Here is a 14,993-nt window from a genome sequence, read left to right on the forward strand (position 1 = left end):
CACAGTAGGAACAATTTTCAGGGGTAAAAAAGCGCAGCCCTCGTGAGCCGGTCAGCGTGGAAGCACATTGACATCAAGCGTTGGTAAAAGTGCAACGGGAAAGACTACGCAACTAGCAATGTCTACCCCCGGCAAAACCGAGACAGGCGACACCGTGAGCCTCCCTTCTGCGCAGCACGACATCAGGCATGCCTCACAAACTCGGCCGCTGGTTCTGGCTTCATGGCTGCCCACATCATAAGATGGCGCCATCGCGGGCCAACCCCTTGTATGGCCGCACAATTTTCTCTCTGCTGATCTTCGCCGTACCGTTCAACGAGTCAGCGGATAACATCCTTGTCCAACTGACCCGCAGCAGCCTGGAAGAAGCGCAACGCCAGAAGCTGATCTGAGGCTATAAATGAGGGCCTGCGATCAATTGCTCGCGCCCCTGCTTTCGAGCAGCCTGCTAATTGGATCGACAGCACTACGCGATCAAGGACTGACGAACATGTACTACCCCAGAGAAGAACAGCGCGACTTCCTGTTCACCCTGTCCTCCCTCGCCATCTGGATGATTCCCGCCTTCGCTCTTATCGCCTTTCTGGCGCAGAGCGGCGCTACGGTTGCGATGATCAAGGTGTGGCCGGCAACAATGGAAGGTGTGGTCACCGCTATAAAGATACCGCCGTACGACGATAATGTTCGACAGTACGAGTACAGCTTCAGCAAGGCAGACGGAACACGCTTTGTAGACGTATTCGAACTACAGCGCCAACCAGGCGCATCTACCTACGTGGTTGGCCAGACCATAGAGATCATGCAATCGCGCTTGTTCCCAGACGTTCAACTCCCACGCGAGCGTTACGAGCACAGCCGCATGAACTTCCTGGTGTTCACCTCCTGTATCGCAGCGATTTTCCTGCTGCTCAGCGTGTCCATCTACGCGCTGGTCAGGCAGTGCTCCCACGCCCGCGAAGATATCCATTACTGAGCCTGCCGCTGCGCTACTCTGGGCACATCGTCGACATGGAGGATACGCATGACTTACCCACCCTATTTGCAGGCCGGTGATCGAGTCGTGCTGTTCGATGGTGTCTGCAAGCTGTGCAATGGTTGGAGCCGCTTTCTGATCCGCCATGACCGCGCTGGCAAACTCAAGCTGTGCAGCGTGCAATCCATCCAAGGCCAGGCGATCCTCGCCTGGTTCGGCATGCCGCTGGATCATTTCGACACGCTGCTCTATGTCGAGGGTGATCGGGCGCTGAAGCGCAGCGATGCGATTCTGGCGATCCTTAGACAATTGCCGGTGCCCTGGCGGTGGCTCGGGGTACTGCGCGTCATACCACGGGGCGTGCGCGACTGGGCGTACGATCCCATCGCCCGCAACCGTTATCGCCTGTTCGGCCGCCATGCGCACTGCCAGTTACCCCGTCCCGAAGACCGCGAGCGCTTCCTGCATGACTGACGCCCTGCTGGCGCGCCTGACGCTGGGCGTGATCTTTATCTACCACGGCCTGGTGCCCAAACTGCTGTTCAGGGATGCCACCGAACTGCAGTTGCTCGACGCCCATGGTATGCCTCACAGCCTGCTTCCCTTGACGGGCATTGCCGAACTGTTGCTGGGGCTGATAATCGTACTGCTGCGTCGCCAGCGCTGGCCGCTCTACGCGGCGCTGGCGGCGTTGCTGGGCCTGCTGGTGGATGTGGCTATCGTTGCGCCAGCGTTGCTGACCCAGGCGTTCAATCCGCTGACGTTGAACTTGGCAGCCATGGTGCTTTGCGTGATCGCACTGCGCGATGGATCGCGCACGTGATCTAACCTCAGTTACGCCCCTGTTCACGCAGAATGCGCGCAATCTCTGCCTGACGTCGATAGGCCGGCGCCTCCACCGCGTTAAAGTCACGACTGTAACGCGCCGCGAAGCCGGCAGTGCCCCACTCCCGGTACTGCTGCACGTGCAGCAACTCGTGGGCCCACAGCGCCACATCCAGCTCAGCCATCTGGGCATTGCGAAACACGATGATGTCGACCAGGGTCACCGCCTTGATATCGGGATTCTGCATCACGTTGCGCGCGGCGCTCAGCTCATCGAAGTCGCCTACCTTGTAGCGCACGGCGTCGAGCAATTCGGCGGCATAGAACGGCAGCAACTGGCGCCGGACTTCAGCGGGAATCGGCAAGGTACCTTCCCGCGTGGCCGACTCACGCGAGCGCAAAATCCAGCCTTCCAGCGCATTGGCCGAGATCGTTCCGGCACGCTCCTGCATCGGCCCGAGTACGCCGTTCGGGTCAGGTACGCAGATGCAGCCGCCCAGGCACACCTGGGTTTCGCCGGGCGCGCAGGCCAACACGGGGGTTACCTGGAAGACAGCCAGAAGGACGAACGCCAGACTGCGTTTGAACATGGATCGCTCTCGATTACGCAAAGAGGCGACCTTGGCGTCAGCGGCGCAGAATGTCCAGCCTCTTAGAGCCTGTTCACGATCTCCATGCAGGGCTTTATCTATTTTGATTGCGACGTGGCGAAAGCGGTCATCAGGCGCTGCTGCTTTTCTTTTGTGGGAGGGGCTTTAGCCGCGATTGTGCCTATCTAGGCGTAAAGAGCTCGCGGCTAAAGCCCCTCCCACGAGCTACGCGAACGACCGCTCTTGCCTTGTAGTTGCCCGTACGCATGCCCCGAAAGATCGTGAACAGGTTCTTAGGTGTCAGCTCAGTGAGTCGAGACCCAAAGCCTTGGCGCAAGCCTGTAGCGAGCGACGCTGGGTGTCGGCGTACAAACTCAGTTCGTCCTGCACGGTAGCGCCCAGGGCTACCTGAAAATCCACCTGATTCGAGTCGATGGCGTAATCAGCCTGAGCGCCCGCGCCCAGGTTGGACTGGAAGATCCCCGCCGCGCTGACGGGCAGAAAGTCTTCGTAAACCAGCGGTTCGAAGCGCACATGGCCAGCCTCGATCAGGGCATCAAGTTGCTGCGGGCGCTCCTCTTGCAACGCCGCGGCGATACCTGCGGGCGTGGCGAAGTAGCGGAAGTAGGCCAAGCCATCGCGGCGCATGGCCTCATGATCGTCGGGGAAGGCCTGGAAGTGTTCGGCCATCAGCGCGTCGTAGCGCCCGGCATTGGCTTCGCTCGGCGTTTCACCCAGGGCCTCGCGGGCACTGTCGAGCAGGCGGTCGTAGAGTTCGCGACCTTTCGGCGTCAGCGCCGCACCGCGCTGTTCGATCTCGCCGAAACGGGCGGTGTGGCTGCCTTGCGGGCCATCCTGGCCGACGAAGGCCACCGCCTCCTGCAGCGCCTTGAAGCTGGTCTGGCGCAGCAGGATCGGGCAGTTGCGCCGCGGCGGCCCCTCGATCACCGCTTTTGGGGTGATGCCGTGGCGCGGCATGCCGGCCTGAATCGCATCGATATCCAGAGTGCGCGGTGTCAGGTGATTGATGTGTGGCCCCTTGAACGCCACCACATCGGCGATCAGACGATGCTGATCGTGCAGTTGCCGATACTGTTCGGCACTGACCGTCGCCTGGGTGTGCCAGCGGAACGTCTCCAGCGCCTCGCCGACGAACTCGTGCGCCTCGCTAGCCAGCAGGCCGCCAGCGGTCTCGCACTGCTCGATCAGTTCGATGGCACGCGGGGTGAAGATGCGCCGCCTGGCCAGCAATTCGGCGGCCATGCCGCGCAATCCGGCATCCTCGATCAGCTCCAGACGCAGCAGCGAAGTGAACACCCGGAACGGGCTGGCCTGCAGCGACGCTTCATGGGTGGCGCGAAACGCCGTGGAATGCACCGGCACCCCTGCCGGGGCCAGGTCGTAATAGCCCACCGGCTGCATGCCCATCACCGCGAACAGCCGGCGAATGGTCGACAGTTCATCGGCGGTGCCGAGGCGAATGGCACCGTGGCGTTCCACGTCCAGCCGCTCGATCTCGCCGGTAACGCGCAGATGTTCGGCAACCTCGGGCCGGCCCTGCATGACCTGCGCGTTGGTCTGCGCCACCAGCTCAAGCAACGTGCCGTAGAGCGGCACTTCGCTCCGGTACAGATCGGACATGGCACGGGAAAACTGCGCACGGATACTGTCCGGGCTGACGAACGCGGAGGTGTTCATGGTGAGTGGTTTCTCCCTCGAATCAGAGCCAGCGGCCGGCTGCCGCCTGATCAGGATTCTGCGTAGCCCGCCGGTGCCTGGCAACCGACATCTCATCAGCTTTTCATTCCGCCAGGGAATGCTGCGCGACGATCATCGTCGCACGGCGCTTTCCACTCCGGCCTTGCCCAGTACCCACTCGACCAGCGCCCGCACTTTCGGCAACTCCAGCGACTGTTCGGCGCAGGCGATGTAGTGCGCGCCTTCGCTGACCTTCAGGTGCTGCCAGGGGATCACCAGTTTGCCTTCGGCCAGCTCGTCCTCGACCAGAAAGCGCGGCACCAGGGCGACCCCACAACCGTCCTGGGCGGCGCGAATGCACATATAGAAGGTGTCGAAACGCGGGCCGTGGTAACTGTACTCAGTGTCGATGCCCTGTTCGTCGAACCACTGGTGCCAGGCTTCAGGTCGTGACGCGCACTGCAACAACACCAGCGAAGTCAGGTCACCAGCGCTGGTGAACGCCGCAGCTGGCAGGATCGACGGCGCACAGACCGCGATCACGTCCTCGCCGAACAGCTCGGTGCATACCGCGCCGGGCCAGGTGCCATTGCCATAGAAGAACGCCACGTCGGCCTTGGCCTGGACGAGGTCGAAGGGCTCCAGCTCGTTGCGGATATCGAGATGAATGTTCGGGTGCGCCTTGGAGAACCCCTTGAGATTGGGGATCAGCCAGCGCACCCCGAAGGTGGGCTGGGTTGATACCCGCAGCACCTCGGTCTCGCCGCCGTAGGAGAGGATGTAGCGGCTGGAGATATCGACCTGAGTGAGGATCTTGTCGACCTCGGCCAGATACAGCTCGCCCGCGGGGGTTAGCTGCAGGCGCCGGCGAATGCGATGGAACAGCAGATGCTGGAGCATTTCCTCGAGTTGCGCGACCTGCTTGCTGACCGCGCTCTGGGTCAGGTGCAGCTCCTCGGCGGCACGGGTAAAGCTCATGTGTCGGGCTGCCGACTCGAAGCACTGCAGGGCGGCCATGGTGGGAAGCAGGCGTTTGGACATGAAAACTCCGAGAGCTCGGGCAGCGATGGTTCATTCTCTGGGGGAATGATGTGGTGCGTAAAGGTCGTTTGTTCGAAAAAAACATTCGGGTCGATACTGCGTGAAGTCGCTGTAAACGACGCCCCTATTCAGAGCCTGCCGACGATCGGGCACCCAGCACGCCAGATCGTCGCCAGGCTGCAACGCAGGAGAGAACGATGCTCGGTCAACTGCTCGAAAGCCTCGGTGTAGAGGCACACGCCTTCCAGAGCGGCGAACATGCCGTCTACACGCCAATCGACGGTAGCCGGCTCGCCGGCGTGACGCTGGAAAATGCCGAAGCAGTGCGCGCCAAGATCGCCACCGGCCACCAGGCATTTCTGGCCTGGCGTGACGTGCCTGCCCCTCGCCGCGGCGAGCTGGTGCGTATCTTCGGTGAGGTGCTGCGCGAGCATAAGGCTGCACTGGGCGAACTGGTGTCCATCGAGGCCGGCAAGATCACCCAGGAAGGCCTGGGTGAAGTGCAGGAGATGATCGACATCTGTGACTTCGCCGTCGGCCTGTCGCGCCAGCTGTACGGCCTGACCATCGCCTCCGAACGCCCCGGCCACCATATGCGCGAGACCTGGCACCCGCTGGGTGTGGTCGGGGTGATCAGCGCCTTCAATTTTCCGGTCGCGGTCTGGGCCTGGAACACCACCCTGGCGCTGGTAGCCGGTAATGCGGTGATCTGGAAGCCCTCGGAAAAGACCCCGCTGACCGCCCTCGCCTCCCAAGCCCTGTTCGACAAGGCGCTGAAGCGGTTCGGCGACGCGCCGCAAGGCCTGGCACAGCTGATCATCGGCGACCGTGAAGCGGGTGAGGCACTGGTCGACGATGCTCGCGTGCCGCTGATCAGCGCCACCGGCAGCACCCGCATGGGCCGCGAAGTCGGGCCGCGGGTGGCAGCGCGCTTCGGTCGCAGCATCCTCGAACTGGGCGGCAACAACGCGATGATCCTGGCGCCCAGCGCCGATCTCGACCTTGCCGTGCGCGGCATCCTGTTTAGCGCCGTCGGCACCGCAGGGCAGCGCTGCACTACGCTGCGTCGTCTGATCGCCCACCGCTCGGTCAAGGACGAAGTGGTCACCCGCCTCAAGGCGGCCTACGGCAAGGTGCGCATCGGCGATCCGCGTCAGGACAACCTGGTCGGCCCGCTGATGGACAAGCAGGCCTTCGACGCCATGCAGAGCGCCCTGGCCCGCGCCCGCGACGAAGGCGGCACGGTATTCGGCGGCGAGCGCCAGCTGCAGGAGCGCTACCCGGATGCCTATTACGTCAGCCCGGCCATCGTCGAAATGCCCGGCCAGACCGACGTCGTACGCCATGAAACCTTTGCGCCTATTCTCTACGTGCTGAGCTACGACGAGTTCGAGGATGCCCTGACGCTGAACAATGACGTGCCCCAGGGCCTGTCGTCGTGCATCTTCACCCTCGACGTACGCGAAGCCGAGCGCTTCCAGAGTGCCTCGGGCAGCGACTGCGGCATCGCCAACGTGAATATCGGCACCAGCGGTGCGGAAATCGGCGGCGCCTTCGGGGGCGAAAAAGAAACCGGCGGCGGTCGCGAATCCGGCTCCGACGCCTGGAAGGCCTATATGCGCCGGCAGACCAACACCGTCAATTACTCGCGCCAGCTACCCCTGGCCCAGGGCATCGTTTTCGACTGAGCGAGGTCGCGCCATGCGTCAATTGCAGCATGCCTGTCTGTGGGAAACGCTTACGCCGCGCGAATCATTGTCCGGGCCGCTGAATGGCGATGTGCAGGCAGATGTCTGCATCATCGGCGCCGGCATCACCGGGCTGTCGGCCGCCTTGCACCTGCTCGAACAGGGGCGCACGGTCTGCGTGCTCGACGCCCATGAAGTGGGCCACGGCGGCTCGGGGCGCAACGTCGGCCTGGTCAACGCGGGTACCTGGATCAAGCCCGATGATGTCGAGGCCACCCTGGGCCAGCGCCACGGCAGCCGCCTCAACGAGGTGCTCGGTCAGGCGCCCGCCGCGGTGTTCGCGCAGATCCAGCGCCTTGGCATCGACTGCCAGGCACGCAACGATGGCACCCTGCACATGGCGCACAACGCCGCCGGCCTGGCCGACCTCAAGGATCGCGAAGCGCAGTGGCGGCGGCGCGGTGCCGATGTCGAACTACTCACGGGAGCGGCCTGTGCCGACTACTGCGGCACCGACAAGATCACCGGCGCGCTGCTTGACCGCCGCGCCGGCACCATCAACCCAATGGCCTACACCATGGGCCTGGCCCGCGCCGTCATGCGTCTCGGTGGGCGCATCCACCAACACTCCCTGGTAAAAGCGCTGACCCGTTCTGGTGATGCCTGGCAGGTACGCAGCGGCCAGGGCGCGGTGAACGCGCAGAAGGTGATCATCTCCACAGGCGCTTACACCGAGGGCGAATGGACGGAGCTGCAGCGTCACTATTTCCGCGGCTATTACTACCAGGTCGCCTCGGTGCCACTGCAGGGCGCTGCGGCCGATCAGGTACTGCGCCACGGCCAGGGTTCCTGGGACACGCGTACAGTGCTCAGCAGCATCCGCCGCGACGCCGATGGCCGCCTGTTGCTGGGCAGCATGGGGCGCGCCAACAACAAGCCGGACTGGTTCATCCGCGGCTGGGCCGACCGCATCCAGCAGCACTACTTCCCGGCGCTGGGCAAGGTCGAATGGCAGCTGCACTGGACGGGCTGCATCGACTTCACCCCCGATCACCTGATGCGTCTTTTCGAGCCTGCGCCCGGGCTGGTCGCGGTCACAGGCTACAACGGCCGTGGCAACACCACCGGTACGGTGGTCGGCAAAGCCCTGGCGCAATTCCTGTTGAGCGACGACAGCGCAGCGCTGCCCATTCCCTTCTCACCCATGCAGGCACTGCGCGGCGCAGAGCTGCGCAGCAGCATGTACGAGACCGGCTTCTCGCTGTATCACGCCGGCCAGTGCCTGCGGGTCATTCTGTGAGCCACCTCGAAGCAGCGCTCCAATAGGGTCGCATTGCTCCCCTGCACGAGGTGGGCACACGCTGCAGGCCTGAGGCCCAATCGCCGGCAAGCCAGCTCCTACGCACTGGCGGTAACCCAGATCCTGTAGGAGCCGGCTTGCCGGCGATGGGTGGCTGGGCGTCAATCCGCCAGGCTGGCTGACGCCGGACTGAGCATCTCGATCTCGCGAATCTCGAAATCCCGGCGCAGGTACTCCATGCGCCGCTCATGGAAGTCGCGCATGTGCGGCAAGGCGCTGTGCACCGCTAGGTGCTCGCGGGACTGCCAGACCTCGAAGAAGATGAACAGCGTAGGATCCTGCGCATCGCGCAGCATGTGGTACTCGATGCAGCCGGGCTCGGCGCGACTTGGCTCGACATGGGCGCGGAACAACTGCTCGAAGGCCTCGGCCCGTTCCGGGCGGGTATGGGCGTGAAGGATGAAGCCGTACATGGGAATCTCCGTGGTGAATGCCATTTGCACCCTACAACAGCAAATAGCGGGAGATTCATGCTTTTCAGTCAATGGTGATTTGCCCATGCAGGCATTTTTCCCCTGCACGGGAGCCCGTAACCTGGCGCCATTCAATCAGTTACGGGTAACCCAGCATGAAGAAGATTCTGCTCCTCAATGGCGGCAAGCAGTTCGCCCATTCCGATGGTCGACTCAACCGCACCCTGCATGAAACCGCCGCAGCGTTTCTCGACGGGGCCGGCGTCGAGTTCAAGACCACCGAGATCGACGGGGGTTATGACGTCGCCGAAGAGGTGCAGAAATTCCTCTGGGCCAACGTGGTGATCTACCAGATGCCAGGTTGGTGGATGGGCGCGCCGTGGATCGTCAAGAAATACATCGACGAAGTGTTCACCGAAGGCCACGGCAGCCTGTACGCCAGCGATGGTCGCACCCGCTCCGATGCCTCGCAGAAGTACGGCAGCGGCGGCCTGATCCACGGCAAACAGTACATGCTCTCGCTCACCTGGAACGCCCCGCAGCAGGCCTTCGACGACCCCAGCGACTTCTTCGAAGGCAAGGGCGTGGATGCCGTCTACTTCCCGTTCCACAAGTCTCAGCAGTTCCTCGGCATGAGCGCCCTGCCGACCTTCCTCTGCGTGGACGTGATGAAGCGCCCCGACGTCGAGCGCGACGTGAGCCTTTACCGGGAACATCTGGCGCGGATCGTTCAGGTAGACGCCTGAAAACGACCCAGGCTTAAAAGCTGCTGCGCCGCTCAGAGCAATTGCGGCTTGAGCGGCCTGGAAAAGTGATAGGTGGTCACGCAGCACAGTAGCAAACCGCCAATACCGAGCATACCGCCGACGATGCCCACATTGGCCACGCCCAGTTGGCTGCTCACCACGCTGCCGAGCAAGGCACCGCCGCCGATGCCGATATTGAAGATGCCGGAAAACAGCGCCATGGCCACATCGGTGGCGTCCGAGGCCAGGTTCAGCACCTTGGCCTGCAGCGCCAGACCGAAGCACATCATGGCGATGCCCCAGACCACGCTCAGCGTCGCCAGGTAAGCATGTTCGCGAGCCACTGGCAGCAGGAACAGCATGCACAGGCTCAGCACGCTGATCGCCGCGATCACGAAACCGCGCGGGTATCGTGCGCTGTAGCGGCTGAACAGGATGGAACCGATGATGCCGGCACAGCCGAACAGCAGTAGCAGTACGGTGATCATGTCTCCAGCGATACCCGCCACTTCCAGCGCGAACGGCTCGATGTAGGTATACGCGGTGAAGTGGGCGGTAATCACCAGCGCGGTGAGCACGTACACGGTGACCAGCGCCGGGCGCTTGAACAGCACCGGCAGGCTGCGCAGCGAGCCGGAGTTCTGGCTTGGGAGCAGCGGCAGGTTCTTCATCAGGCACAGCACCACCATGCCCGCCACCACGGCGATCACGGTAAAGGTGGTACGCCAGCCCAGCACCTCGCCGATAACGCGGCCCAGAGGAATGCCCAGCACCATGGCCAGGGCGCTGCCGGTCGCCAGCAAACCGAGGGCTTGCGCCTGCTTGCCTTCAGGTGCCACGCGGATCGCCAGGGACGCGGTAATCGCCCAGAACAGCGCATGGGCCAGGGCGATGCCGATACGGCTGACCATCAGCACGCTGAAGCTCCAGGCGATCCCCGACAGCACGTGGCTGGCGATGAACAGCATGAACACGAAAGCCAACAGCTTGCGCCGCTCGATATTGCGGGTCAGCAGCATCAGCGGCAGCGACGCCAGCGCCACCACCCAGGCATAGATGGTCAGCATCAGGCCGACGCTCGCGGTGGTCATGTCAAAGCTGTGGCCGATCTGGCTCAGCAAGCCCACCGGCACGAATTCGGTGGTGTTGAAAATGAAGGCGCCCAGCGCCAGTGCAATCACGCTCAGCCAGCTACCGCTGTGCGCCTGCTCGGGTGTGTTCATTCGGGTGATATCCGCCCTTGGGGAACGCTGGCTACAACGGCCTTTCGCCCGCAGCCTGGAGGGCAGCGAACGGCTGTAGGAAGCGAACGAAAAAATAGAGCCCCATACACGACGAACACGCACACGGCAGCTCGCGCTCCCGGGGCGATGAACGCGGGGAGTGGCGGATGCGAGAGCGGAAAATTATAGGTATAGGGATGGCCTGCGGCGGCGATTCTACGCTCGGCCAGGCACGTCGACAATATGGTCGCGAAGGCGTTGTAACGCCGGGCGATAGCCGGTCTGCAGAAAGAACACTTCTTGCTTAAATAACCTTATCTCGCGACATGCACCCTACGTTTCATGCGCCCTCACGGCCATACGCCGCGATCACCCATTCTTGATTCCTTTGCGAATCCAAGCCGCGAAGATCCGACCCACTTGCCCCGCGGCTCAATGGCCGGCGGCGTCCTGCGTAAGAAATGCCGCTACGGCATCGGCGGCCGACTCCAAATGCTGCTCATGACTATAACCAGAGGCCTTCAATGGTTTGAGGTCGTGATCGCCGGCGGTCAGCCAGAACAGCTCGATGGCTCGTGACAACTGATAGCTCGCCACGGTATGGCGGTCGCCCATGGCGTCGCGTTCGCCCTGGACGATCAGGGTTGGGGTTTTCAGGTCGGCCAGGTGGGCGGTGCGGGGTTTGTCGGCCTTGCCGATGGCGTGGAAGGGATAGCCCAGACAGATCAGCCGATCCGCGCCCAGCTCGTCGGCCAGCAGGCTGGCCATGCGACCGCCCATGGACTTGCCGCCGATGGCCAGCGGCCCGGTGACCTGTTGTCGCACGGCAGCATGTACCTCACGCCAGCGCTCGAGCAGTTTGGCCTGGGGATTGGGTGGGCGTTTCTTGCCGTCCTGCCGGCGCGCGGCCATGTAGTCGAACTCGAAACGCACCACCGTCAGCCCACGGGCCGCCAGTTTCTCTGCCATCAGGTTCATGAAATCGCTGTCCATCGGCGCGCCGGCGCCATGGGCGAGGATGAGTGTGCCCAGGCTGTCGCCCGCAGGCCGATCCCACATCAGCTCTGTCGCTGGACTTCCCTGTGCCTGTTGACCGGCGTCAATACCGCTCTGCTGCCCTTCTCGCATGCTTGCCTCGCTCATAAAAAGCCCTCTGTTACCGTGCGGTCATTCCGATCCGCGTGGGGGCTGCAGATGATCTGCCCATAACCGTGGATGGAAACCCAGACATGAACACAACAACCAGTTCCGCCTATAACTACAAGGTGGTTCGCCAATTCGCCATCATGACGGTGGTGTGGGGCATCGTCGGGATGGGGCTCGGCGTGCTTATCGCAGCACAGCTCGCCTGGCCGTGGCTCAACTTCGACCTGCCCTGGACGAGCTTCGGCCGTTTGCGCCCGCTGCACACCAACGCGGTGATCTTCGCCTTCGGCGGCTGTGCCCTGTTCGCCACCAGTTACTATGCCGTACAGCGCACCTCCCAGGCCACGCTGTTCGCGCCCAAGCTGGCGGCCTTCACGTTCTGGGGCTGGCAACTGGTGATCCTGCTGGCGGCCATCACCCTGCCGCTGGGCTACACCAGTTCCAAGGAATACGCCGAGCTGGAATGGCCGATCGACATCCTGATCACCATCGTCTGGGTCAGCTACGCGATCGTGTTCTTCGGCACCATCATCAAACGCAACGTCAGCCATATCTACGTCGGCAACTGGTTCTTCGGCGGGTTCATCCTCACCGTGGCGCTGCTGCACGTGGTCAACAACCTGGAAGTGCCGGTCACGCTGACCAAATCCTATTCGCTGTATGCCGGTGCCACCGACGCGATGATCCAGTGGTGGTACGGCCACAATGCGGTGGGTTTCTTCCTGACTGCCGGCTTCCTGGGGATGATGTACTACTTCGTGCCCAAGCAGGCCGGGCGCCCGGTGTACTCGTATCGCCTGTCGATCGTGCACTTCTGGGCGCTGATCACCCTGTACATCTGGGCCGGCCCGCACCACCTGCACTACACCGCGCTGCCGGACTGGGCGCAGTCGCTTGGCATGGTGATGTCGCTGGTGCTGCTGGCGCCGAGTTGGGGCGGCATGATCAACGGAATGATGACCCTGTCGGGCGCCTGGCATAAGTTGCGCACGGATCCGATCCTGCGTTTTCTGGTGGTGTCCCTGGCGTTCTACGGCATGTCGACCTTCGAGGGGCCGATGATGGCCATCAAGACCGTCAACGCCCTGTCCCACTACACCGACTGGACCATCGGCCACGTGCATGCCGGCGCCCTCGGCTGGGTCGCCATGGTCTCCATCGGCTCGCTGTACCACATGATTCCCAAGGTGTTCGGCCGTGAGCAGATGCACAGCATCGGCCTGATCAACGCGCACTTCTGGCTCGCCACCATCGGCACCGTGCTGTACATCGCCTCGATGTGGGTCAACGGCATCGCCCAGGGCCTGATGTGGCGTGCAGTGAACAGCGACGGCACGCTCACCTACTCCTTCGTCGAGGCACTGGAGGCCAGCCACCCCGGCTTCGTGGTGCGGGTGATCGGCGGCGCGATCTTCTTCGCCGGCATGCTGCTGATGGCCTGGAACACCTGGCAGACCGTGCGCGCCAGCAAGCCGGAAGAGCTGGAAGCGGCCGCGCAGTTCTCGGTACAGGGAGCCCACTGATGAAACACGAAATCATCGAAAAGAACGTCGGCCTGATGGCCCTGCTGATGGTGTTCGCCGTGAGCATCGGCGGGCTGACGCAGATCGTCCCGCTGTTCTTCCAGGATGTGGTCAACGAGCCGGTCGCCGGCATGAAGCCCTACACCGCGCTGCAGCTCGAAGGCCGCGACGTGTACATCAAGGAAGGCTGCGTGGGTTGCCACTCGCAGATGATCCGCCCGTTCCGCGCCGAAACCGAGCGCTACGGCCACTACTCGGTAGCCGGTGAAAGCGTGTGGGATCACCCCTTCCTGTGGGGCTCGAAACGCACCGGGCCGGATCTGGCGCGCGTCGGCGGCCGCTACTCGGATGAGTGGCACCGCGCGCACCTCTACAACCCGCGCAACGTGGTACCGGAGTCGAAGATGCCTTCCTACCCGTGGCTGGTCGAGAACGTGCTGGACGGCAAGGACACGCCCACCAAGATCAAAGCCATGCGCTTTCTCGGCGTGCCCTACACGGACGAAGACATCGCCGGCGCAACCGCTGCGGTGAAGGGCAAGACCGAGATGGACGCCCTCGTCGCCTACCTGCAAGTGCTTGGCACTGCCTTGAAAAACAAGAGGTGACCCGTGCTTTTCGACTTTATCGACATCGGTTTACTGCGTGGCATCGGCACAGCACTGGTTTTCATCGCGTTCACCTGCGTAACGCTCTGGGCATATAGCGGCAAACGCGCCAAGGCCTTCGACGATGCGGCCAACCTGCCCTTCGCCGATGAACCCAACAAAGCGGCATCGAGGAATGACACCCCATGACTACCTTCTGGAGCTGGTACATCACGCTGCTAACCGTTGGCAGCCTGGTCGCGTTGTTCTGGCTGCTGTTCGCCACTCGTAAAGGCGAGCGCAAAAACACCACCGATCAGACCATGGGTCATTCCTTCGACGGCATCGAGGAATACGACAATCCCCTACCGCGCTGGTGGTTCATGCTGTTTCTCGGCACGCTGATCTTCGCAGCCGGCTACCTGGCGCTGTATCCCGGCCTAGGCAACTTCAAGGGCCTGCTGCCAGGCTATGAAGACGGCTGGACGCAAGTCGCCCAGTGGGAGCGCGAAGTGGCCAAGGCCGATGCTCAATACGGGCCGATCTTCGCCAAGTACTCGGCCATGCCGCTGGAGCAGGTGGCGCAGGACGAACAGGCACTGAAGATGGGCGGTCGGCTGTTCGCCACCTATTGCTCGATCTGCCATGGCTCGGATGCCAAGGGCGCGGTGGGCTTTCCCAACCTGACGGATCAGCACTGGCGCTGGGGCGGCGATGCCGAAACCATCAAGACCACCATCCTCAACGGGCGCATCGGCACAATGCCGGCCTGGGGCGAAGTGCTCGGTGACGACGGCGTGCGCAACGTGGCGGCTTATGTGCGCAATGGCATGGCCAAGCTGCCATTGCCGGAAGGCAGCAATGCCGATCTGGACAAGGGCAAGCAACTGTACGACAGCACCTGCGTGGCCTGCCATGGCCCGACTGGCAGCGGTATGGCCTTGCTTGGCGCACCAGACCTGACGCACCCGGGTGGCTGGATCTACGGCTCCAGCCTGGCGCAGCTGCAGCAGACCATCCGCTACGGCCGCAATGGTCAGATGCCGGCCCAGGAGCAGTATCTGGGTAACGACAAGGTGCATCTGCTGGCGGCCTACGTGCTGAGCCTGAGCCGCAAACCGCAAACCGCAACCAGGCGAATAATGCGCACTTGTAGGAACGGCTTTAGCCGCGAGCTCTT

Annotated in this window: 16 protein-coding genes and 1 pseudogene; 11 read left to right on the forward strand and 6 right to left on the reverse strand. The window is 62.9% G+C overall.

The features are described 5' to 3' along the window. Positions 1-188: 188 nt before the first annotated feature. From ACZ3GY_RS12060 to ACZ3GY_RS12075, 4 genes are all read left to right on the forward strand, one after another. Positions 189-392 (forward strand): hypothetical protein, encoded by a 204-nt coding sequence (locus tag ACZ3GY_RS12060; RefSeq protein WP_463565444.1) that lies wholly within the window; start codon positions 189-191, stop codon positions 390-392. Between the two features lie 98 nt (positions 393-490). Continuing rightward, the gene (locus ACZ3GY_RS12065) at positions 491-973 is read left to right on the forward strand and encodes a hypothetical protein (protein WP_463565445.1); all 483 of its coding nucleotides are present in this window, start codon (positions 491-493) and stop codon (positions 971-973) included. Between the two features lie 48 nt (positions 974-1,021). Beyond that, positions 1,022-1,447: a thiol-disulfide oxidoreductase DCC family protein gene (locus ACZ3GY_RS12070; protein ID WP_463565446.1), complete on the forward strand. Its 426-nt coding sequence runs from the start codon at positions 1,022-1,024 to the stop codon at positions 1,445-1,447. Continuing rightward, positions 1,440-1,796 carry a DoxX-like family protein gene (locus ACZ3GY_RS12075; RefSeq protein ID WP_463565447.1) on the forward strand — a complete coding sequence of 119 codons (357 nt, stop codon included), beginning with the start codon at positions 1,440-1,442 and terminating at the stop codon, positions 1,794-1,796. The genes ACZ3GY_RS12070 and ACZ3GY_RS12075 overlap by 8 nt, the downstream gene beginning before the upstream one ends. 7 nt (positions 1,797-1,803) lie before the next feature. Here the strand turns inward: ACZ3GY_RS12075 and ACZ3GY_RS12080 are convergent, their stop codons facing one another. From ACZ3GY_RS12080 to ACZ3GY_RS12090, 3 genes are all read right to left on the reverse strand, one after another. Beyond that, entirely contained in the window at positions 1,804-2,388 is a 585-nt protein-coding gene (locus tag ACZ3GY_RS12080; protein WP_463565448.1) for an eCIS core domain-containing protein, read from the reverse strand. A gap of 300 nt (positions 2,389-2,688) precedes the next feature. Beyond that, positions 2,689-4,086: a 2-oxoadipate dioxygenase/decarboxylase HglS gene (gene hglS / locus ACZ3GY_RS12085; RefSeq protein ID WP_463565449.1), complete on the reverse strand. Its 1,398-nt coding sequence runs from the start codon at positions 4,084-4,086 to the stop codon at positions 2,689-2,691. A gap of 132 nt (positions 4,087-4,218) precedes the next feature. Further along, on the reverse strand, positions 4,219-5,127 hold the full coding sequence (locus tag ACZ3GY_RS12090; RefSeq protein WP_463565450.1) for a LysR substrate-binding domain-containing protein: 909 nt from the start codon (positions 5,125-5,127) through the stop codon (positions 4,219-4,221). Positions 5,128-5,324: 197 nt separating this feature from the next. On the opposite strand from ACZ3GY_RS12090, the gene amaB reads away from it, so the two are divergent. Together amaB and amaA are read left to right on the forward strand one after the other, a co-directional pair. Then, entirely contained in the window at positions 5,325-6,815 is a 1,491-nt protein-coding gene (gene amaB, locus ACZ3GY_RS12095) for an L-piperidine-6-carboxylate dehydrogenase (RefSeq protein ID WP_463565451.1), read from the forward strand. A gap of 13 nt (positions 6,816-6,828) precedes the next feature. Continuing rightward, positions 6,829-8,115: an L-pipecolate oxidase gene (gene amaA, locus ACZ3GY_RS12100; protein WP_465910184.1), complete on the forward strand. Its 1,287-nt coding sequence runs from the start codon at positions 6,829-6,831 to the stop codon at positions 8,113-8,115. Between the two features lie 161 nt (positions 8,116-8,276). On the opposite strand, the gene ACZ3GY_RS12105 is transcribed toward amaA, so the two are convergent. Further along, on the reverse strand, positions 8,277-8,588 hold the full coding sequence (locus ACZ3GY_RS12105) for a putative quinol monooxygenase (protein WP_463565453.1): 312 nt from the start codon (positions 8,586-8,588) through the stop codon (positions 8,277-8,279). Between the two features lie 155 nt (positions 8,589-8,743). Between ACZ3GY_RS12105 and mdaB the strand changes: the two genes are divergently transcribed. Next, positions 8,744-9,334, forward strand: a complete 591-nt coding sequence (gene mdaB / locus ACZ3GY_RS12110) for an NADPH:quinone oxidoreductase MdaB (RefSeq protein WP_463565454.1) — start codon at positions 8,744-8,746, stop codon at positions 9,332-9,334. A gap of 32 nt (positions 9,335-9,366) precedes the next feature. Here the strand turns inward: mdaB and ACZ3GY_RS12115 are convergent, their stop codons facing one another. Both ACZ3GY_RS12115 and ACZ3GY_RS12120 read right to left on the reverse strand, forming a co-directional pair. Next, the gene (locus ACZ3GY_RS12115) at positions 9,367-10,557 is read right to left on the reverse strand and encodes a sugar transporter (protein WP_465910185.1); all 1,191 of its coding nucleotides are present in this window, start codon (positions 10,555-10,557) and stop codon (positions 9,367-9,369) included. A gap of 432 nt (positions 10,558-10,989) precedes the next feature. Beyond that, positions 10,990-11,685: an alpha/beta family hydrolase gene (locus ACZ3GY_RS12120; protein ID WP_465911026.1), complete on the reverse strand. Its 696-nt coding sequence runs from the start codon at positions 11,683-11,685 to the stop codon at positions 10,990-10,992. A gap of 101 nt (positions 11,686-11,786) precedes the next feature. Here ACZ3GY_RS12120 and ccoN point away from each other — a divergent pair, with 101 nt between their 5' ends. From ccoN to ccoP, 4 genes and pseudogenes are all read left to right on the forward strand, one after another. After that, positions 11,787-13,226: a cytochrome-c oxidase, cbb3-type subunit I gene (ccoN, locus tag ACZ3GY_RS12125; RefSeq protein ID WP_465910187.1), complete on the forward strand. Its 1,440-nt coding sequence runs from the start codon at positions 11,787-11,789 to the stop codon at positions 13,224-13,226. Then, entirely contained in the window at positions 13,226-13,834 is a 609-nt protein-coding gene (gene ccoO, locus ACZ3GY_RS12130) for a cytochrome-c oxidase, cbb3-type subunit II (protein ID WP_465910188.1), read from the forward strand. The genes ccoN and ccoO overlap by 1 nt, the downstream gene beginning before the upstream one ends. An 18-nt stretch (positions 13,835-13,852) precedes the next feature. After that, positions 13,853-14,023, forward strand: a complete 171-nt coding sequence (locus tag ACZ3GY_RS12135) for a cbb3-type cytochrome oxidase subunit 3 (RefSeq protein WP_465911027.1) — start codon at positions 13,853-13,855, stop codon at positions 14,021-14,023. Continuing rightward, positions 14,020-14,952: pseudogene (gene ccoP / locus ACZ3GY_RS12140) on the forward strand (cytochrome-c oxidase, cbb3-type subunit III); the annotation flags it as partial. The gene ACZ3GY_RS12135 and the pseudogene ccoP, both read left to right, overlap by 4 nt. Between the last annotated feature and the right edge of the window lie 41 nt (positions 14,953-14,993).

Source organism: Pseudomonas sp. PME37.24/006, assembly GCF_055556635.1.

Coding starts and splice junctions, on each gene's coding strand:
- ACZ3GY_RS12060 (WP_463565444.1), top strand. CDS start 189: ATGCCTCACAAACTCGGCCGCTGGTTCTGGCTTCATGGCTGCCCACAT.
- ACZ3GY_RS12065 (WP_463565445.1), top strand. CDS start 491: ATGTACTACCCCAGAGAAGAACAGCGCGACTTCCTGTTCACCCTGTCC.
- ACZ3GY_RS12070 (WP_463565446.1), top strand. CDS start 1,022: ATGACTTACCCACCCTATTTGCAGGCCGGTGATCGAGTCGTGCTGTTC.
- ACZ3GY_RS12075 (WP_463565447.1), top strand. CDS start 1,440: ATGACTGACGCCCTGCTGGCGCGCCTGACGCTGGGCGTGATCTTTATC.
- ACZ3GY_RS12080 (WP_463565448.1), bottom strand. CDS start 2,388: ATGTTCAAACGCAGTCTGGCGTTCGTCCTTCTGGCTGTCTTCCAGGTA.
- hglS (WP_463565449.1), bottom strand. CDS start 4,086: ATGAACACCTCCGCGTTCGTCAGCCCGGACAGTATCCGTGCGCAGTTT.
- ACZ3GY_RS12090 (WP_463565450.1), bottom strand. CDS start 5,127: ATGTCCAAACGCCTGCTTCCCACCATGGCCGCCCTGCAGTGCTTCGAG.
- amaB (WP_463565451.1), top strand. CDS start 5,325: ATGCTCGGTCAACTGCTCGAAAGCCTCGGTGTAGAGGCACACGCCTTC.
- amaA (WP_465910184.1), top strand. CDS start 6,829: ATGCGTCAATTGCAGCATGCCTGTCTGTGGGAAACGCTTACGCCGCGC.
- ACZ3GY_RS12105 (WP_463565453.1), bottom strand. CDS start 8,588: ATGTACGGCTTCATCCTTCACGCCCATACCCGCCCGGAACGGGCCGAG.
- mdaB (WP_463565454.1), top strand. CDS start 8,744: ATGAAGAAGATTCTGCTCCTCAATGGCGGCAAGCAGTTCGCCCATTCC.
- ACZ3GY_RS12115 (WP_465910185.1), bottom strand. CDS start 10,557: ATGAACACACCCGAGCAGGCGCACAGCGGTAGCTGGCTGAGCGTGATT.
- ACZ3GY_RS12120 (WP_465911026.1), bottom strand. CDS start 11,685: ATGCGAGAAGGGCAGCAGAGCGGTATTGACGCCGGTCAACAGGCACAG.
- ccoN (WP_465910187.1), top strand. CDS start 11,787: ATGAACACAACAACCAGTTCCGCCTATAACTACAAGGTGGTTCGCCAA.
- ccoO (WP_465910188.1), top strand. CDS start 13,226: ATGAAACACGAAATCATCGAAAAGAACGTCGGCCTGATGGCCCTGCTG.